At 63.3% G+C, this 19,623-nt stretch carries 15 protein-coding genes; 3 read left to right on the top strand and 12 right to left on the bottom strand.

Features of this window, described 5'->3' with window-relative positions; genetic code table 11:
• Window position 1: 1 nt before the first annotated feature.
• Window positions 2-1,714, bottom strand: coding sequence for an alkyl sulfatase dimerization domain-containing protein (locus E0L37_RS01805; RefSeq protein ID WP_133490100.1), 1,713 nt, complete (start codon window positions 1,712-1,714; stop codon window positions 2-4).
• An 89-nt stretch (window positions 1,715-1,803) separates the two neighbouring features.
• Here E0L37_RS01805 and E0L37_RS01810 point away from each other — a divergent pair, with 89 nt between their 5' ends.
• Window positions 1,804-2,832 carry an AraC family transcriptional regulator gene (locus tag E0L37_RS01810; protein ID WP_166642977.1) on the top strand — a complete coding sequence of 343 codons (1,029 nt, stop codon included), beginning with the start codon at window positions 1,804-1,806 and terminating at the stop codon, window positions 2,830-2,832.
• Window positions 2,833-2,845: 13 nt separating this feature from the next.
• On the opposite strand, the gene E0L37_RS01815 is transcribed toward E0L37_RS01810, so the two are convergent.
• From E0L37_RS01815 to E0L37_RS01865, 11 genes are all read right to left on the bottom strand, one after another.
• Window positions 2,846-3,862 carry a 2Fe-2S iron-sulfur cluster-binding protein gene (locus E0L37_RS01815; RefSeq protein WP_133490102.1) on the bottom strand — a complete coding sequence of 339 codons (1,017 nt, stop codon included), beginning with the start codon at window positions 3,860-3,862 and terminating at the stop codon, window positions 2,846-2,848.
• A 40-nt stretch (window positions 3,863-3,902) separates the two neighbouring features.
• Window positions 3,903-4,598: a class I SAM-dependent methyltransferase gene (locus E0L37_RS01820; RefSeq protein ID WP_133490103.1), complete on the bottom strand. Its 696-nt coding sequence runs from the start codon at window positions 4,596-4,598 to the stop codon at window positions 3,903-3,905.
• 8 nt (window positions 4,599-4,606) lie between these two features.
• Window positions 4,607-4,993 carry an MAPEG family protein gene (locus E0L37_RS01825; RefSeq protein ID WP_133490104.1) on the bottom strand — a complete coding sequence of 129 codons (387 nt, stop codon included), beginning with the start codon at window positions 4,991-4,993 and terminating at the stop codon, window positions 4,607-4,609.
• Between the two features lie 308 nt (window positions 4,994-5,301).
• Window positions 5,302-7,149, bottom strand: a complete 1,848-nt coding sequence (gene ilvD / locus E0L37_RS01830; RefSeq protein ID WP_133490105.1) for a dihydroxy-acid dehydratase — start codon at window positions 7,147-7,149, stop codon at window positions 5,302-5,304.
• A 233-nt stretch (window positions 7,150-7,382) separates the two neighbouring features.
• Window positions 7,383-8,714, bottom strand: a complete 1,332-nt coding sequence (gene hslU / locus E0L37_RS01835; RefSeq protein ID WP_133490106.1) for an ATP-dependent protease ATPase subunit HslU — start codon at window positions 8,712-8,714, stop codon at window positions 7,383-7,385.
• Window positions 8,714-9,235, bottom strand: coding sequence for an ATP-dependent protease subunit HslV (hslV, locus tag E0L37_RS01840; protein WP_133490107.1), 522 nt, complete (start codon window positions 9,233-9,235; stop codon window positions 8,714-8,716). Before hslV ends, hslU begins: the two co-directional genes overlap by 1 nt.
• Window positions 9,236-9,452: 217 nt before the next feature.
• Window positions 9,453-10,106 carry an SPOR domain-containing protein gene (locus E0L37_RS01845; protein ID WP_133490108.1) on the bottom strand — a complete coding sequence of 218 codons (654 nt, stop codon included), beginning with the start codon at window positions 10,104-10,106 and terminating at the stop codon, window positions 9,453-9,455.
• Complete coding sequence (gene argS, locus E0L37_RS01850; RefSeq protein WP_133490109.1) at window positions 10,106-11,860, bottom strand: arginine--tRNA ligase; 1,755 nt, start codon at window positions 11,858-11,860, stop codon at window positions 10,106-10,108. Before argS ends, E0L37_RS01845 begins: the two co-directional genes overlap by 1 nt.
• Before the next feature lie 840 nt (window positions 11,861-12,700).
• On the bottom strand, window positions 12,701-13,846 hold the full coding sequence (locus tag E0L37_RS01855; protein WP_236564162.1) for an HlyD family secretion protein: 1,146 nt from the start codon (window positions 13,844-13,846) through the stop codon (window positions 12,701-12,703).
• Between the two features lie 14 nt (window positions 13,847-13,860).
• Window positions 13,861-15,432 carry a DHA2 family efflux MFS transporter permease subunit gene (locus tag E0L37_RS01860; RefSeq protein WP_133490111.1) on the bottom strand — a complete coding sequence of 524 codons (1,572 nt, stop codon included), beginning with the start codon at window positions 15,430-15,432 and terminating at the stop codon, window positions 13,861-13,863.
• A gap of 96 nt (window positions 15,433-15,528) precedes the next feature.
• Window positions 15,529-17,727: a primosomal protein N' gene (locus E0L37_RS01865; RefSeq protein ID WP_133490112.1), complete on the bottom strand. Its 2,199-nt coding sequence runs from the start codon at window positions 17,725-17,727 to the stop codon at window positions 15,529-15,531.
• Window positions 17,728-17,861: 134 nt separating this feature from the next.
• Here E0L37_RS01865 and rpmE point away from each other — a divergent pair, with 134 nt between their 5' ends.
• Both rpmE and E0L37_RS01875 read left to right on the top strand, forming a co-directional pair.
• Window positions 17,862-18,080 carry a 50S ribosomal protein L31 gene (gene rpmE, locus E0L37_RS01870; RefSeq protein WP_022995164.1) on the top strand — a complete coding sequence of 73 codons (219 nt, stop codon included), beginning with the start codon at window positions 17,862-17,864 and terminating at the stop codon, window positions 18,078-18,080.
• A 210-nt stretch (window positions 18,081-18,290) separates the two neighbouring features.
• A complete protein-coding gene (locus E0L37_RS01875; RefSeq protein WP_097058845.1) occupies window positions 18,291-19,565 on the top strand; it encodes a malic enzyme-like NAD(P)-binding protein in 1,275 nt (424 codons plus the stop codon).
• The last annotated feature ends 58 nt before the right edge of the window (window positions 19,566-19,623 follow it).

The following is a 19,623-nucleotide window of genomic DNA, read 5'->3' on the forward strand; positions in this document are numbered from 1 at the left end:
ATTATTCAATTTTTTCGAAATAACCCAGGATGCGCAGGGCGTCCAGCTTGTCGCCGTCGATGTTCAAATCATCGCCGGCCAGCGCCAGGGCGGCGCTTCGGGACCCGGCGGCGATGGATTTCCAGGTGATCTCGCTGGTGTCCAGTGTCGCCACGCTGTCGTCGTCGAGCCCGCTCTCGATCAGGGCGATTCCTTGCCGGATACGCAGAGTGAAGGTTTTGCCGGTGTCGCGGAAGCGGAAGCCCAATGCTTCGTTGACCTCCAGGGTTTCCTCGGCCTTGAGCAGGGATGGCATGGCGCCGAGGAAGTTCTCGATCGGCAGGGTGGCGAGAAACTCCGGAGATGTCTTGGTCCGTCCCGGTTTCAGCCCCTGTTCCAGTTCACGGGCTTCGGTGAAGTAGTAGTTGCGGGCGTTGGGATTGCTCTCCTGTTCCGCCAGTTGCCGCAGGGCCCGGGCGCGCAGATCGGTCACCGCCTGATCGCCCTGCGTGAGCACCTGGAGGTGGTCGGTCAGGGACAGCGCCCATTGGGCGTCCTGGTTTTTCAGCGCCTTTTGTGCCGCGGACATCAATGCTTCGGTGCCGCCGGCCAGATCCGCCATGCGCTGTGCCTGCTCGCTGTCGTATCGCGGTTGCAGCGTGCTGGAGTTGCCATCGAACCAGCCCAGATAGCCGCTGAAGATGGAGCGCACCGACCAGCTCACCTTGCCGTAGAACTCCTGTAACCAGGGATCGCTGGCCAAATGTGGCGGCAATTGCACTTTTTCGACGATCTGGTCCGGAGTCAGTCCGAGGTTCATGTAGCGCAGAGTCTGGTCGTGCACGTACTGGATGGCGTCCCGGTAATGGGTGAGGGTGGTGTGGATCCGCTGGGCGCCGATCAGCGGGCGGGTATGGCTGGGCACCAGATACTCTGGTTCGAGGGCGCGGATTTTGTCCAGGCTGCGGGCCCATTGGGCCACATCCCGGTAGGCGGTGCCGCGAATCGTGTAGAGATTGGGGAAGGCCTGATAGATATTGTCACCGGAGAGCACGACTTTCTTTTCCGGCAGCCACACGAACAACTGATCATCGGTCTCTCCGGGCGCGTGGATCAGGCGTAGATGCAGGCCGGCGATATTGAGATCCAGCTCGTCCTCGAAGGTATGATCGGGGGTGAGCGAAAACAGATTGCTGTCCTCGTTGACTCCCAGGTGCGGGCCGATACCATCGTTGATCCGCTCGCTACCGTCGAGATAAGTGCCGAACATGCGCATGGAGCGCAACGTGATAATCGGCCGGATCTCATTGACCACGCGGTTGATCTTGTCCTGGGTGGTGGCGTGAGCGTACACCGGGACCTCTCCGGGAGCGGCGAAGGCCCGGGCACCGAACACGTGATCGGCGTGGTTGTGGGTGTAGATCAGGGCTTTCACCGGCTTGTCGGTGATTTCCCGGAACGCCGCCAGTACCTCCTGGCCTTCCTCCTGGGTGCTCATGGTGTCGACGATGACGATACCGTCGTCGCCTTCCAGCATAATGCTGTTGGCAAGGCCGTAGCCGATCGCCACATAGACGCCGTCGGTGACCTCCTCGACCCCTTTGCGGAACAGCGTGCTGTGTTCGCGCAACGCCTCCGGTGCCAGTGCCGGCGCCGGGCCGGACGCGTTCTCGCCGCCACAGGCGGTGAGCACAAGAAACAGCGGAAACAGCAGGGAAAACGACAGGAATCGCATAATGAACCGTCCTTATGAAGATAACCGGCACAGGCTAGATGTCGCTGCCGGAACGGCCAAGGTGCCGACCGGCCAACGGCTGGTGCGTGATGGCCGTTGGCGTGGTTGATGGGGCCACCACGGTGGCGGCCTGGCCGCTGGCGGTATGCGATGTGCTGGCGCAACGCGGCTTCGACGCTGACCGGGCGCTGGCCGAAGCGGGGCTGGACCGGGCGCGGTTGGTCGGCAACGCCGGCGGGCGGGTGCCCACGGAGGCCATGGCACGGCTCTGGGAAGCCTCGGTGCGCCTCAGCGGTGATCCCGCTTTGGGGTTGGCCGTCGGTCAGAAAGCGCAGCCGATGCATCTGCGGGTAGTGGGGTTGCTACTGCAGATGGTGCCGGATCTGGCCACTTTGCTGGAATACACCGAACATTTTCAGCGCCTGATCTCCACCAGTGTGGTGGTGGCGCGGGTGCACAGGCCGGAGGCCATCGGATTGCATATCCGGCCCCTGGCGGGGGTGCCGGTGCACCCTTGCGCGTTGGACGCTTTCGTCGCTGCCCATGTGCACCATTTGCGCCGGCGTGGCGCGCAGGACTGGATTCATGGCGTCAGTTTGCCGCGACGGGCTTCTGGCGGGGACCCGCAGCGGTGGCGGGATGCCCTGGGTTGCCCGGTTCGTTTTGATGGCGACGAGGCCTGTATCTGGCATGAACGCGGCCGGTTGCATCAGCCGTTGCCCCTGGGGGACCCGGAGCTGTGCCGTCTGCATTACCACCTGGCGGAGCAGGCTCTGGAGGACCTGGATCGGGAACCGCCCCTGATTCAGACCCTGAGAGGGCTGTTGCGGGCGGCGGCCCCGCACTCACCGACGCTGGCGGAGTTGGCCGGGGCGGTGACGCTGAGCGAACGAACCTTGCGCCGCCGTCTGGCGGAGCTGGGTAGTGGCTACCGGCAGTTATTGGAACAGCAGCGCTCGGAATGGGCGGCGGAACTGGTGGCGGACAGTCATGAGCCTCTGAGTGAAGTGGCGGCACGGCTGGGGTTTACCGACCCCAGCAATTTCGGCAAGGCGTTCAAGCGCTGGCATGGGATCAGTCCGGACCGCTACCGTCGCCGGATCCGTGGCGATCAGTAGCCGTGAGTGTTCTTCAAGAAGGCGGGGTGAAGACTTGATCGCGGGGCGCGTAATCGAACACGTCGGAGTGCATATTGCAGGCCGGTACCCCTTCTTCCACCAGGGCATCGTGTACCGCCCACACCATGGCCGGTGAGCCGCCAATGTAGAACAGCGGTTGCTCGGGTTGTTCCAGCGCTTCCAGAGCGGCCTCATGCACCAGCCCTTGGGCGTGCCCGGGTTTGCTGATGTCGGACAACGCGGTGACCGCGTGGAAGTCCGGTAGCGCGTCCCGCCATTGGGCGGGGAGGCCGGGCAGGTACAGATCCTGCTCGGTGCGGGCCCCCCAGAACAAGCGCACCGGGTGTTCAAAACCCACCTGGATCAGACGTTCGATCATCGCCTTCACCGGGGCGAAGCCGGTGGAGCCGCAAATGAACCACAGCGGCCGGGGCGGCGGCGTGTCCAGGTAACGCAGGCCCTGAGGCAGAATCACCGATACCGTGCTGGCGTCGGCGAGGTCCGCCATGATGCGACGGGCACCGGGATTGTCACGGCCGTGGCGGATATGCAGTTCCAGCTCGCGGCCACCAGGGGCATTGGCGATGGAAAACGGGTACTGGCCGTGGGGTAGGTCGAGAATCAGGTATTGGCCGGCATACCAATGGGCTTGCCGACCGGCGGGCAGCCGCAACCAGATCCGACTGACGTCGTGGTTGAGGGGCTCCCGCTGGCGAATCTGGCAGCGCAACGTCTGCTCCGGAATCTCTCCGGGGGCGGTTATATCTGGCACATCGATCTCGCAGTCGCTGATCGGAAAGGCCACGCAGTATAGCACCGCATCGGCACCGCTTTCTCCCGCGCTCAGCGGGCCGGGAGGGCGGCTCAGATGAACGCTGCCGCGCTGAAGCTGTCCTTCGCAGCGCCGGCAGACGCCGTTGCGGCAGGCATGGGGAAAACCAAATCCGGCTTCCCGGGCGGCCTCCAGAATGGTCTTCGATTCCGGACAATCCAGGGTGTGCCGCTGATTGATGCGTATGCGGTACGGCATGGCATGATGCGGGGCGCCGGGCGCCCCATCGGCCCGGGGGTCAGCCCACCTTGCGGCCGGTAATGATGCTTTTTACGTGCTCCAGGTCGGCCCAGGCGCCTTCGGCGAAGATCTTCTTCACGTCTTCCACCACCGCGGCATAGCCGTAGCGGGGATGGGCGTCGTGCACCGCCACCCGGGCACCGGGATTGAGGAACGGCTCGAAGTCCTTGAAATCCTGGTAGGCCTGCTCGTGGTTGCCGTCGATCCACAGGAAGTCGATTTTCACTTCCGGATTCCAGTTGTGGGCGGCTTCCTGGGAGAAGCCCTCGATCAGCTCGAACATGCCGTCGAAGCCGTTGCGCTTGAGGCGTTGTTCCACCAGGGATTTGGTCGGTTTGTTCTCCAGTGGCACGCAGTCGTCGGTGAGCTCTTCCTGCTTGTCCAGATCCGAATTGAACGGGTCGATGGCGTGGATTTTGCCGCCCTTCTTCTTCAGACCGTTGAGCAGATAACTGGTGGACAGGCCGCCATAACAGCCGATTTCCACGATCACGCCGCCGGCGGGGACCTGGCTGGCCCACTCGGTGAGCATGCCGGCCTCGGTGTGGCGGATCATGCCGCCGTAGGCGCGTTTATCGTATTTGCGGCCTTTCAGCAGGCCCACCAGATTGTGGTACAGCGGGCGTGAAAAGCCGCTGACCAGCTTCGGGCCCTTGTCGGACCAGGCTTTTTCCAGAAATTCGTTAACCGACATGAGAATCCTCAGGCACCGGTGCCAATAAAGAGTGCAATGATACAGCCGATGCCGAAAAACCACACCAGGGAGCGGGCGCTGGCCCAATCGGCGATGTAGCAGACGCCGTACATGAAACGGCTCAGGACAAAGGCGATGGCAATGCCGTCGATGGTGGGTTGCGGCGACGTCTGTGCCAGATGGGCGATGATCACCGCGGCGGCGAACGCCGGAGTGATCTCGAAACTGTTTTGCTGGGCCCAGTGAGCCCGCTTGCGTGCTCCTTCCAGGGTATCCAGGAACTCGCGGGGATTATGGTTCTGCCGGGGGCCGAAACCGCCCTGGAACTTGGCGAAGCCGGTGAAGGCGTAGGGCAGTAGAATCGCCGCCAGTACGCACCAGTAGGCAAGGGTCATGAGTGCCGTCTCCTTGATCGGTTTCACGCATCATAACGCGCTGCGGCGCCGGCTCCCATGACCGTCGCTACTAAAGAGGAGCGCCTCACGGCCGCTTCCTACAGCGTCTTCGTAGCCCATTGCTGTGGGGAAGCGGCCTTGGCCGCGAATGCCCTCCGGGCCGTTGGCGATTCGCTTGCAAGCAAGCTTCCCACAGCGGCTTCGTAGCATGATCCGTGGGAGACCAGCCTGCTCGCGAATACAGCCTCTGGTGTGGGGTATTGGCTTGCGGGCAAGCTCCCACTTCCCAGCGTCTGCAATTGGACTGCCTACTCCCCGATCTGGCTGAGATCGCGCACCGCGCCACGGTCGGCGCTGGTGGTCAGGGCGGCGTAGGCCTTGAGCGCGGTGGAAACGCTGCGCTGACGGATCTCCTTGGGTTTCCAGGCCAGCTTGCCGCGTTTTTCCATGCGCTCACGCCGCTGCGCCAGCTCGCGGTCATCGATGGCCATGTGGATACGGCGATTGGGGATATCGATCTCGATGGTGTCGCCTTCTTCCACCAGGCCGATGGCGCCGCCTTCCGCCGCTTCCGGCGAGGCGTGACCGATCGACAGGCCGGAGGTGCCGCCTGAGAAGCGGCCATCGGTGAGCAGCGCGCAGCTTTTGCCCAGGCCCTTGGATTTCAGGTAGCTGGTGGGATAGAGCATTTCCTGCATGCCAGGCCCGCCTTTCGGACCTTCGTAGCGGATCACCACCACATCTCCGGCCACGACCTGATTGCCGAGGATGGCGCGTACCGCGGAATCCTGGGATTCGAACACCCGGGCGCGGCCGGTGAAGGTAAGGATGGACTCATCCACGCCGGCGGTTTTGACGATGCAACCGCGCTCGGCGATGTTGCCGTAGAGCACCGCGAGGCCGCCGTCCTTGCTGTAGGCGTGCTCATAGTCACGGATACAGCCGTTGGCGCGATCGATATCGAGGCTCTCCCAGCGGGTATCCTGGCTGAAGGCGGTCTGGGTGGGGATGCCAGCGGGGCCGGCGCTGTACATCTTCTTCACCGCGTCGTCGCTGGTGAGCGTCACGTCGTATTTTTCCAGCGCTTCCGCCACGGTGGCGGAGTGCACCATGGGCAGATCCCGGTGCAGCAGGCCGGCGCGGTCCAGTTCGCCCAGAATGGCCATGACGCCGCCAGCGCGGTGCACGTCTTCCATGTGGTACTTCTGCGTGGCGGGTGCCACCTTGGACAGGCACGGCACCTTGCGGCTGAGGCGGTCGATGTCCTCCATGGTGAAGTTCACCTCACCTTCCTGGGCGGCGGCCAGCAAGTGCAGCACGGTGTTGGTGGAACCGCCCATGGCGATGTCCAGACTCATGGCGTTCTCGAACGCCTGATGGGAGGCGATATTGCGCGGCAGTACGCTGTCCATGTCCTGCTCGTAGTAGAGCCGGGCCAGATCGACGATGCGGCGGCCGGCTTCCAGGAACAGTTCGCGGCGATCAGCGTGGGTGGCCAGCAGCGAGCCGTTGCCCGGCAGCGACAGGCCCAGAGCTTCGGTCAGGCAGTTCATGGAATTGGCGGTGAACATGCCGGAGCAGGAGCCGCAGGTGGGGCAAGCGGAACGTTCCACTTCGTGCACGGTTTCGTCGTCGACGCTGTCATCGGCGGCCATTACCATGGCGTCCACCAAATCCAGTTTGTGCTCGGCCAGTTTGGTCTTGCCCGCTTCCATCGGGCCGCCGGAGACAAAAATAACCGGGATGTTCAGCCGCATGGCGGCCATCAGCATGCCGGGGGTGATCTTGTCGCAGTTGGAAATGCACACCAACGCATCGGCGCAGTGGGCGTTGACCATGTACTCCACCGAGTCGGCGATGATGTCGCGGCTGGGCAGCGAATACAGCATGCCGTCGTGGCCCATGGCGATGCCGTCGTCCACCGCGATGGTGTTGAATTCCTTGGCGATACCGCCCGCTTTTTCCACTTCCCCGGCGACCAGTTGGCCAAGATCCTTCAGATGCACGTGGCCGGGCACGAACTGGGTGAAGGAATTGGCGATGGCGATGATCGGTTTGCCGAAATCGCCGTCCTTCATGCCGGTGGCGCGCCACAGAGCGCGGGCCCCGGCCATGTTACGGCCATGGGTGGTGGTACGGGAGCGGTATTCGGGCATGGGAACCTCGTTGTTGCTGCGACCGGTGCGGAAAAAGGGGAGCCATTGTAGCGTACAATTCGCTGGCACGCTTATAGGCAACACGTTGGCACGGCCGTATCTACAAGGCCGCCGTGGGAAGCTTGCTTGCAAGCGAATATTGCAAACGCCCGAGCAAACCCCATTCGCTTGCGAGCAAGCTTCCCACAGCGGCTTCGTAGCATTCTCCGTGGGAAGTTGCCTTGGACTTCTTGTTAGAGGATGTAGCGGCTCAGGTCCTCGTTGTCCGCCAGTTCACCCAGGTAACGATTGACCGCCTCAGCGTCCAGACTCAGCGGTTTGTCGTGATACTGGGTGGCGAGGTCATCGGCGTCGTAGCTGATTTCCTCCAGCAGCTTCTCCAGCACCGTATGCAGCCGGCGGGCACCGATGTTCTCGGTCTTCTCGTTCACCTGCCAGGCGACTTCGGCGATGCGGCGGATGCAGTCCCCGGTGAATTCCACCTTGAGGCCTTCGGTGGCCAGCAGCGCTTTGTATTGCTCGGTGAGTGAACAACGCGGCTCGGTGAGGATGCGCTCGAAGTCTTCCGGGGTCAGTGCACTCAACTCCACCCTGATCGGCAGGCGGCCCTGCAGTTCCGGGATCAGGTCGCTTGGCTTGGCCAGATGGAAGGCGCCGGAAGCAATGAACAGGATGTGGTCGGTATGCACCATGCCGTACTTGGTGCTTACCGTGGAGCCTTCGATCAATGGCAGCAGGTCCCGCTGCACCCCTTCGCGGGACACGTCGGTGCCGCCGGTTTCGGAGCGCTTGGCCACCTTGTCGATTTCATCGAGGAAGACGATGCCGTGGTTCTCCACCGCGTCGATGGCCTCCACTTTCAGCTCGTCCTCGTTGATGAAGCGGGTCGCTTCCTCGTCGCGGAGCAGACGCAGGGCGTCGCGCACTTTGAGTTTGCGGTGCCGTTTTTTCTGGCCGCCCATGCGCGAAAACATCTGCTGCAGCTGACTGGTCATTTCCTCCATGCCGGGCGGTGCCATGATTTCCACGCCGGCCGGGTTGGCACTGACTTCGATGTCGATCTCACGGTCGTCCAGTTCACCCTCGCGCAGTTTCTTGCGGAAAATCTGGCGCGTGCCAGAGTCGGTATTGTCGGCTTCCTCGCCACGGGCGGCGGGCAGCAGGGCGTCGAGAATGCGTTCCTCGGCGGCGTCATCGGCTTTGGAGCCGACCCGCTGGATGGCCTTTTCGCGCAGCATCTTGATCGCCATTTCCACCAGGTCACGGATGATGGATTCCACGTCCCGGCCCACATAGCCCACCTCGGTGAACTTGGTCGCTTCCACTTTCAGGAAAGGGGCGTCGGCCAGTTTGGCCAGGCGCCGGGCGATCTCGGTTTTACCGACCCCGGTGGGGCCGATCATGAGGATGTTCTTGGGGGCTACCTCGGCGCGCATTTCCGCCGGCAGTTGCATGCGGCGCCAGCGGTTGCGCAGGGCCAGGGCCACGGCTTTCTTGGCCTCATCCTGGCCCACGATGTGCCGGTTCAGCTCGGATACGATTTCTCTCGGTGTCAGGGAAGCCACTAGTTCAGCTCCTCGAAGGCATGATTCTGGTTGGTATAAATACAGATGTCGCCGGCGATCTTGAGGCTTTTCTCGACGATCTCACGGGCGCTCAGATCGGTGTTTTCCAGCAAGGCGGTGGCGGCGGACTGGGCGAAGGGGCCGCCGGAACCGATGGCGATCAGTCCCTGTTCCGGCTCCACCACGTCGCCGTTGCCGGTGATGATCAGGGAGTTGTCCTTGTCGGCCACCGCCAGCAGTGCTTCCAGGCGGCGCAGGGCGCGGTCGGTACGCCAGTCCTTGGCCAGTTCCACGGCGGCCCGGACCAGATGGCCCTGGTGTTTTTCCAACTGCGCTTCGAAACGCTCAAACAGGGTGAAGGCGTCCGCGGTGCCGCCGGCGAAACCGGCGATCACCTTGCCATGGTAAAGGCGGCGTACTTTGCGGGCGTTGCCTTTCATAACGGTGTTGCCCAGGCTCACCTGGCCGTCGCCGCCGATCACCACGTTGGTGCCGCGTCGAACGGATACGATAGTGGTCACGCGTCTATCTCCTTATTCGTGTTCCGGGGGATATGCGGGTGGAGGGCGGGATTTCAATGGTGGAATCGCTGGCGGGCAACACGCTGGCACGCAAACACGCCATGCTTGCCAGCCCCGCGGCCAAGCGGAAAGGCCGGATTGCCCGGAAATCAGGGCTGAGCCAGCAGAGGCCGGCCCGCTTAGCGTGTTTGCGTGCCGGCGTGTTGCGTGTAAGCGATTACTTTTTTACCTGGATCGGCAGGGTTTCCACGCCGTTGGAGGCCAGTTGGTCCTGCGCCTTATGCAAGGTGTTGACGCTGTTGTAGGGGCCGATCATGACCCGGTGCCAAGTGTCGCCGTTTTCCAGTTTTACCGGTTGCAGGCGTACTTCATAGCCCTTGAGGATCAGCTCGGCGCGGCGGCGGTCGGCGTCGCCGGCATTGCGGAAGCTGCCGGCCTGAAGCATATAGATCTTGCCGTCACCGGTATCGGCGGTGGTGTTGTTGCTTTTACTGGTGTCGGGCTTGGACGCGGTGGCCGGTTTGTCGTCGCGGCTGGTGGTGGCCGGCTTTTTCGCCGGGGCCGTTTTCTCGTCCTTGGATTTGGGCACGATCACTTCCATCTTCGGCAAGACCGCGTAGAAGTCGAAGGTCGGCTCATCGCCGCCGGCCTTGGGCTTGTCCGTGCCCTTGGCGTTGTCCTGGCCGGACTGCTCTGGAGCCTTCACCAGAGTGGCGGTGCCCGCTTCTTTTTGTACCTGGGCGAGGTGGACCAGAAACGCCAGGAACAGACCGGCCGCCACGCCAGTGAACAACCAGACCCAGCCGGGGACCTGACGCTTTTTGCTGTTCTTGCGGGGGCGGCGGCTGGCGCCACGGGTGTTCTTTGCCATTACATGCGCTCCAGCGGCGTCAGTCCAAGCAGTCGCAGGCCCTCGGACAGGGTGCGGGCGGTCAGGGCGGCCAGCTTCAGGCGGCTGGCGCGCAGGGCGTCATCATCGCCGGACAGGATCGGGCAATGTTCATAGAAACTGGAGAACAACCCGGCCACGTCATACAGGTACGCGCACAGCAGGTGTGGCTGGCCTTTGTCCGCCACTGACTGAACCGCCTCGCCGAACTGCACCAGGCGGGCCGCAAGCGCCTGTTCCGCTTCCTCGCGCAACAGGAACTCACCCTGCGCCTGATCCAGCGACAGGCCGGCCTTGCGGAACACACTGACCACCCGGGTGTAGGCGTACAACAAGTAGGGCGCGGTGTTGCCGTCGAAGCTGAGCATCAGGTCAAAATTGAAAATGTAGTCGCTGCTGCGATTCTTGCTCAGATCCGAGTATTTCACCGCGCCGATACCGACGGCGTGGGCAATGGCTCGCAGCTCATCCTGGCCCAACTCCGGGTTTTTCTCGCTGACCAGCTGATAGGCCCGTTGCTCCGCTTCGTCGAGCAGATCGATCAGTTTGACGGTGCCGCCGTCACGGGTCTTGAACGGTTTGCCGTCGGGGCCGTTCATGGTGCCGAAGCCCATGTGCGCCAGATCCACTCCGGCGCCGACAAAACCGGCCTCGCGGGCTACCGCGAACATTTGCTGGAAGTGCAGGGCCTGACGTTGATCGACGAAATACAGAATGCGATCGGCGTGCAGCTGGCCGGCACGGTAACGCAGAGCCGCCAGATCGGTGGTGGCGTAGAGATAGCCGCCGTCCGCCTTGCGTACGATCACCGGCAGGGTGTCACCGTCCTTGTTACGGAACGCGTCCAGGAACACGCAGAGCGCGCCCTGGTCCTCGGTGAGCAGACCGGCGGCGTCCAGATCCGCCACCACTTTCGGCAGGTCATCGTTATAGGTGCTTTCGCCACGCACATCGGCGGCGGTGAGGCTGACGCCCAAGCGCTCATAGACCGCGTAGCAATGGCTCAGAGAAACCTGATTGAACTCGTTCCACAGTTTCAGACAGTACTCGTCACCGGACTGCAGTTTCACCACCAGTGCGCGGGCGCGGTCGGCGAACGCCGGAGACTCGTCGAAACGCAGTTTGGCGGCACGGTAGAAGGTCTCCAGATTGGCCAACTCGCGGCTCAGCTCGGTTTCGCCTTCCTCGGCCTTTTGCTCCTCCAGATACGCCAGCAGCATGCCGAACTGGGTGCCCCAGTCGCCGACATGGTTTTGCCGGATCACCTGGTGGCCGAGAAACTCCAGTGAGCGCACCACGGCATCGCCGATGATGGTGGAACGCAGGTGGCCGACGTGCATTTCCTTGGCCAGATTGGGCCCGGAATAGTCCACCACCACGGTCAGCGGCCGTTGAGGGCGGGGGACCGCCAGATGGTCGTCGGCCAGGGCTGCTTCCAGTTGCGAGGCGAGCCAGTTGTCGGATTGAAAAAAGTTGATAAAACCGGGTCCGGCGATCTCGGCTTTCGCCAGAGCCGGGTCCGCCGGCAGGGCGTCCAGCAGGGCCTGGGCCAGATCGCGGGGCTTCAGGCCGGCGGGCTTGGCCAGCATCAGCGCGATGTTGGTGGCGAAGTCGCCGTGGCTTTTATCCTTGGTGCGCTCGATCCGCACTGGTTGGCGTGCTTCCGCGGGCAGTACGCCGTTGGCGGTCAGGGTATCCAGGGCGCTGTCGATCAGCGCGATCAGACGGTCTTTCATGGTTTCTCAAGACGGGTTCGATTGGGCGGCGATTGTACGTGAATCCGGATCGAATTGCCGCCCCCTGGGGGGCGCCGGACGCCGGATGCTGGACGCCAGACGCTAAAGTCAAAACCCGGGGCCGCGGGCATTGCGGTCATAAAAAAGGTTCATCGCGGTTTAGAGGGCCACGGTGCTTCAATCATGGGCACGGGTCTGTAACGGAAGGGGCTACCAAGCCGCTCTGGGAGCGTGTCCGCAAGTGAATACCCCACACCAGAGGCCGCATTCGCCAGCAAGCTGGTCTCCCACGGATCATGCCACGAAGCCGCTGTGGGAAGCTTGCTGGCAAGCGAATATCCGAACACCAGAGGGCCGCATTCGCCAGCAAGCTGGTCTCCCACGGATCATGCCACGAAGCTGCTGTGGGAAGCTTGCTGGCAAGCGAATATCCGAACACCAGAGGGCCGCATTCGCCAGCAAGCTGGTCTCCCACGGATCATGCCATGAAGCTGCTGTGGGAAGCTTGCTGGCAAGCGAATATCCCAACACCAGAGGGCCGCATTCGCCAGCAAGCTGGTCTCCCACGGATCATGCCATGAAGCTGCTGTGGGAAGCTTGCTGGCAAGCGAATCGCCAACGGCCCTGGGCCTTCGCGGCCAAGCGGAGCGCCGCCCGGGCCGCTTTCCACAGCGGCGCTGTAGCCCCCTCTGAATGGATGTCTTCGAGGTAACCGAGCAATACGGGAGCCCCCCGCCGGAGCGACCCTTCCCGCTAAACCGCGAGGAACCATAAGAAAGGCGCTTTAGAGCTTGCCAGGGGGTTGGGTCTGGTTTTGCATTGCCGGCGTCCGGCCAACACCTATCCCCCGCTCACATCAATATCCACTTCCACCATCATCCCCGGGCCGATCAGATCCAGCGGGCCGTCTTCCAGACGGATGCGCACCGGCAGGCGCTGGGTGATCTTGGTGAAATTGCCGGAAGGGTTGGGGTCCGGCAACAGGGCGAACTGGCTGGTGGCGGCGCGGCCGATGACTTGCACCGAGCCGTTGAAAGATTCGTCCGGATAGGCATCAACGGTGATGTTCACCGGCTGCCCAAGGCGCAGTTCGGCCACGTCGGTTTCCTTGATATTGGCCGCCACCCACAGGTCATCCGGATCGTGCATCATCAGAATCGGCTGCCCCGGTGCCACGTATTCGCCCTGGTCGATCAGGGTTTTGTTGACCACGCCGTTGATCGGGCTGCGTACGGTGAGATCGCGCAGGCGCAGTTCCTGCTGTGCCAGCCGTGCGCGGGCCTCTTCCAACTGCTGTCGGGCGATTCGTACCTGGGCTTTCATCACCGTCGGGGGCGGCAACGGCACCTGCACGCCATTGAGAAAACCGACATGGGCGTTGTCGGCCTGTGCCTGGCTGACCGCCACCTCTTCCCGGGAGCGTTGATATTCGGCCTGGGCGGCCTGGTAAGTGTAGTAGTCCTGATCCCGTTGCTGCTGTGAAACGGCGCCGCGCTGGTGCAGGGCGTCGGAACGCTCGAAATCCTTGCGCGCCTGGGTCAGCCGCGCCCTGGCCGCTTTCTCCGCGGCTCTGGCCGATTGCAGTTCCTGGCTGGTGATGTGCAGGCCGCCCTCGAATTGCTGCTGCCCGAGCGACAGCCGGGCCTGCTCGTAGTCGAGTCTGGCCTGCATGGCGGCGACGTCGGCCTGCAGGGTCTTCAGTTTTTGCTGGTCCGGCTCACTGTACAAACGGGCCACCACGTCGCCCTTTTGCAACCGGTCGCCCTCGGTGAGGGTGAATTCCGGCACCCAGCCGGGCAACCGGCTGCTGACCGTGACCTGGCTGGACATCACTCGCGCGTCCTGGGCACTGACATGGGTGAGCCGATGGTGGATGGCAAGGGCCATCCAGATCAGGCAGGCCACCACCAGCGCCACCAGCGCGGCGAGCTTCAGCTGCCGCGAGGGGCGGAGTGGGGGACGGGAGCGGGACGAACTGTCGGTCATGGTGTCGTCTTCCTTCATTGTGGGGCCGGGTTGTTGGCGGAAGGCCGGTTGTGCAGCCGGCTTAACAGCACCGAGGGGATCGCCACCAGCACCAGGCTGACAACCAGAATCCAGAACCCGTCCTGGTAAGCAAAAATCGACGCCCAGAGGGTTTCCAGCCGACCCATCAAATGCCCGGCCATGGCCTGCAGGTGGGGGTCTGGAACACCCAGCCGGCCGGCCAGTTCGGCCAGTTGACTCAGTTGATGCTGGGCAGTGCTGTTACCGGCGTGCACGCCGGCGTTGAGCTGTTGGCCATGCTCCACGGTGCGGCGTTCCAGCATGATCACCAGGCCGGCGGTGCCGAGGGCGCCGCCCAGCTGCATGGCGAAATTGATGGCGCCGGAGCCGTGGCCGGTGAGGCGAGGCTCCAGCGCGGCGATGGCCTTGGACAGGGTGGGTGGCGGAAACGCCGCCATGCCCACGGAGAGCACCGCCATGGTGGTGGCCAGGTAGGCGAAGGAGGTATCCCAATCCATCAACGCCATATGCCAGACCGCGAACAGAGCGCAAGCCAGCCCCGGCAGCGTCAACCAATGAGCCGGATAGCGGTCGCTGAGCCGGCCCACCAGAGGCACCAGAATCGCCAGAACCAGAGTGGAAGGCAGGAAGATCTTGCCGGCACTGACCGGACTGTAGTGCAGGATGGTCTGCACGAATTGGGGCAACAGATACATGATGCCGTAGAAAGTACCGCCGAACAGGAACATGGCGGTGGTGCCGGTGACGAACAGGCGATTGCGGAAAATGGCCAGGTCCAGCAGCGGGTGGCGGCACCGCTTCTGCCAAAAAAAGAACGCGGTGCCCAGCAAGATGCCGGTGACAATCAGCACCGGTACCCGGGGGTCATCCCAGCCCCAGCGCTGGCCGTTGGACAGCGCCGCCAACAAGGAGAAAACCGCGGCGAAGGAGATGATCACGCCACCCCAGTCAAAGGGGGAGCGCGGACCTTTGCTCTCGCGGGGCGGCAAAAAGAAGTAGCCCATCACCACCGCGGCGACACAGATCGGCAGGGTGATGAAGAACACATAACGCCAGGTGAAGTTCTCCACCAGCCAGCCGCCGATCACCGTGGCCAGGGTCAGTGGCAGGCCCAGACACATGCCATACATGGCGGTGGCCATGCCCCGCCCTTCCGGCGGGTAGGCGGCGAACAGCGCTTCCATGGCCACCGGCCGGATCAGTCCAGTCATCGCTCCCTGAATGACCCGGGCGGCCACCAGGGCCGCCATGCCCTCGCCGAGGCCGCCAAGCAGGGAGGCGATGATGAATACCAGCAACAGCCCCATGAAAGTGGCGCGCTGGCCCACCGCGGACACCAGCCAGGGCGCCACCAGCAGGGATACGGTGGTGGAAGCCAGGAAGCCGGTGGACAGCCATTGCACCTGGCTGTCGCTCATACCGAAGGCGCCTTTTATATAGGGGATGGCGACGTTGACGATGGTGATGGACATGCCCAGCGCCACCAGGCCGAGCATGACGGTGAGCGTTACCCACAGACGGTAACGCGGGCCGTAACGCTGGAACAGAATGTCCACCTGACTCATGCATGCTCCTGACGGCCCGGGGATCGGAAAAGCCCGGGCAGGATGCGGGGGAAACCGCCAGTTTAGTCAAGTGAGGTGACGTATTCCAATGGCGAATTAGACCATTTCGGTGGGATCCACATCCAGATGCCAGCGGCAGTGGCGGGCGGAGGGCAAGCCGCGGGCGTGCCGCACCAGGGCGTCGAGTACCCGGTGCAGTGCCGGCCGCTGCCGTGCTTGCAGCAGCAGTTGGGCGCGATAACGGCCAGCCCGTTTTTCCATCGGCGCCGGCGCTGGTCCGAGGAGATTCACGCTGTCGTCGTCGATGTTCGTCTGTTGCGGAAAGGGCGCCGCGCATTCATCGAGAAAGGCCAGGGCCTTGTCCATGGACATCGCCTCGCAGCGCAGCAATGCGAGGTGGCCGAACGGCGGCAGCCCGGCCAGGCGCCGTTCTTCCAGCAGCGTGTCGGCCAGGGCATGGTAGTCGCCGGCGGCGGCCAGACGCACCAGATGATGATCGGTATGGCGGCTTTGCAGCAGCACCCGGCCACGCAGATCTTTCCGCCCGGCGCGGCCAGCCACTTGCAGCAGCAATTGCGCGGCCTGTTCCGGGCCACGGAAGTCGGCGCTGAGGAAACCGGCGTCCAGATTGGTGATCACCACCAGACTCAGGCGTGGAAAGTGGTGGCCCTTGGCCAGCATCTGCGTCCCCACCAGCACCGCCGGCGCGCCGGCGCGGATCTCCGCCAGTTTGGCGTCCAGGCTGCCCTTTCGGCGAGTGGTGTCCCGGTCGATGCGAACCACGGGAGCCTGGCAATGATCACTCAACAGAGCCTCCAGTTTTTCCGTGCCGGCACCGGCATCGATCAAATTGCTGGAGCCGCATTGCGGACACCGGCGCGGGACCCTCTGTTGATGATCGCAGTGGTGGCAACGCAACTGCGAGAGGCTGCGATGCCAGGTCATGACGCTGTCGCAGCGCGGGCATTCCGCTTGCCAGCCGCAGTCCCGGCACAGGATCACCGGGGCGAAGCCGCGCCGGTTGAGGAACACCAGCGCCTGCTCGCCACGGCGCACGGTGTCCTCGATGGCGGTCAGGGCGGGGGGCAGCAGTGGCGTGTCCGGTGCCGCGTCGCGGGCATCCAGCAGTTCGATCTCCGGCAGCGCGGCGCCACCCGCCCGTCCGCGCAGGCGCAACCAATGGTAGCGGTCGGTGTGGGCCAGATGCAGGGTTTCCAGAGCCGGCGTGGCACTGCCATGGACCACCGGAATGTCCCACTGGCGGGCGCGCCAGGTGGCCAGATCCCGGGCGTGGTAACGGAAACCGTCCTGTTGTTTGAGGGAGCCGTCATGGGCTTCGTCGACGATGATCAACCCCGGGGCGTGCAACGGGGTGAAGACCGCCGAGCGGGTGCCGATAATGATGCGTGCCCGGCCGTCGCCGGCGGCGAGCCAGGCCTCCAGTCGTTCACGGTCGTTCAGGCCCGAGTGCATGACGGTCACCGGCACCGCGAAACGCTGGCGGAAACGACGCAGTGTCTGCGGTGTCAGACCGATCTCCGGTACCAACACCAGCACCTGCCGGCCGGCCGCCAATACCGGCGCCATGGCTTGCAGATACACCTCGGTTTTACCGCTGCCGGTGACGCCGTCCAGCAGAAACGGCTGAAAGCCGCTGGCCTGGTTGATCGCCTCGATCGCCAGACGCTGCTCCGCGCTGGCGCTCAGAGCGGGCTCGGCCAGGACATCCGCTGGCAACGGCGGTACCTGGGGCAGGTGCTCTTCGCGCTCCGCCCACTGCTTGTCACGCAGTGCCTGGAGCGCCGGGCGCGATACCGACAGCGCTTCCAGCATGGCCGGGGTGAGGCCGTCCGGGTGTGCGGCCAGCAGGGCCAGGGCTTCCTGCTGGCGCGGAGCCCGCTTCAGGCGATCCAGTGCCACGTGCCGGCCGCGGTCGGTGATACGCCAGCGGACCTCGGCGTCCGGCCGTGCTGCCTGCCCCTGGCGCAGCAGTGTTGGCAGCACGAAATTCAGTACTTCGCCAAGGGGATGGTGATAGTAGCCGGCGGCCCATTCGCACAGGGCGTAGAGCCGTTCATCAATGATCGGCGCCTCGTCGAGTACCCGTTTGACCGATTTGAGCGTCTTCAGGTTGCTGGGCTGATGGTCATGGACCACGCCCACCAGGGTCCGTTTTCCGAACGGCACTTCCACCCGGGTGCCACGGGGCGGCACCGGCGTCTCCGGCGGCAGGGAATAGTCGAAACAGCCCGGCAGAGGGACCGGCAAGGCAACCTGTAAGGTGGAGAGCGGCACGTGGAAATCCGGAAAACGGCGGTTACAGCTTGCGCATCGGGCGCAAACTGATATAGTTCGCGTTCACTTTTCCCGGCGTAAGCCAGTGTGGTGCCCGGCCAGGATCGGGTAGCGACACGCAATGGAGCCCAGTTATGAAAGCAGACATTCATCCTGAATACCAGGACGTGGCGATTTCCTGCAGCTGCGGAAACGTCATCCAGACCCGGTCCACCCGTGCTGGTGATTTTTCCGTGGACGTATGTTCCGCCTGCCACCCGTTCTACACCGGCAAGCAGAAACAGGCGGACAGCGGCGGCCAGATCGACAAGTTCAAGCAGCGCTTTGGTGTGTTGCGCTCCAAGAAGAACTGATCGTTCTCATTGCTTTGCGTTCCACCTGTAAAAAGCACCCTTCCGGGTGCTTTTTACGTTCATCGCCGGCATTGTTTTACATAAGCAGCGGTTTTTCATCAATTGAAGCTTTCCACCGGTAGAATCTGGTATCGATGGAAATTTACGTCGATTGATTTTTATTTGGCCAATATAGTGTTTTGAAGCCCGTTTCGGGGAGCGGAGACCACCATGTCCGAGGATTTCAAGAAGGCGGCCCTGGATTATCATGCCAAACCACGTCCAGGGAAGATCAGTGTCGAGGTGACCAAGAGCGCGAAAACCGGTCGCGACCTCAGCCTGGCCTATAGCCCCGGCGTAGCGGAACCGGTGCGTGAGATCGCGCGCGAACCGGAGCTGGCCTACCGTTTCACCGCCAAGGGCAACCTGGTGGCGGTGATCAGTGATGGCACCGCTATCCTGGGACTGGGCAACCTGGGTGCGCTGGCGTCCAAGCCGGTGATGGAAGGCAAGGGCATTCTGTTCAAGCTGTTCGCCGGTATCGACGTGTTTGACATCGAAGTCGAAGCAGAGGATCCGCAGGCGTTCATTGATACCGTGGTGCGCATTCACACCACCTTTGGCGGTATCAACCTGGAAGACATCCGCGCGCCGGAGTGCTTCGAGATCGAACGCGTGCTCAAGGAAATCTGCGACGTGCCGGTGTTCCATGACGACCAGCATGGTACCGCCATCGTGGTCGGCGCCGGGCTGCTCAACGCCCTGGAAATCCAGAACAAGCGCATCGAGGACATCAAGGTGGTGTGCGTTGGCGCCGGTGCCGCCGGGGTTGCTTCCGTGCGGCTGCTGATCGAAATGGGCGCGCGCAAGGAAAATATCCTGGTATTGGACCGCAAGGGCGTGATCCACAACCGCCGCGACGATCTCAACCAGTACAAAGCGGCGCTGGCCAATGACACCGACAAACGCACCCTGGATGACGCCATCGAAGGCGCCGACGTGTTCATCGGCGTGTCCGGCCCGGATATGCTGACGCCGGAAATGGTGAAGAAGATGGCCGACAAGCCGATCATCTTCGCGCTGGCCAACCCGGACCCGGAAATCCGCCCGGAAGTGGCCAAGGCCGCCCGCGCCGATGCCATCATCGCCACCGGCCGTTCCGATTATCCGAACCAGGTCAACAACGTTCTGTGCTTCCCGTACATGTTCCGGGGGGCCCTGGATGTACGCTCCACCTCCATCAACGAGGACATGAAGCTGGCGGCGGTGCACGCCATCGCCGAGCTGGTGCGTGAAGCACCGCCCCGGGAAGTGCTGGAAGCCTATGGTGGCGAGCCGCTGAACTTTGGTCCGGAATACATCATTCCCAAGCCCAACGACCCGCGCCTGCTGGGCCGGGTCTCCGCCGCCGTGGCCCGTGCGGCCGTGGATTCTGGCGTCGCCCGCAAAGGCTACCCGTCTCACTATCCGCTGAAGTCCCTGGACGATATCTTCCCGGAGCTTTGACGGACGGGTTCGTTAGCCGCTCCCACGGCAGGTCGTCGAGGCCTTCGTGGGAACAGCT

It is taken from the genome of Alcanivorax sp. 24, from assembly GCF_004360225.1.
Taxonomy (GTDB): Bacteria; Pseudomonadota; Gammaproteobacteria; order Pseudomonadales; family Alcanivoracaceae; genus Alloalcanivorax; species Alloalcanivorax xiamenensis.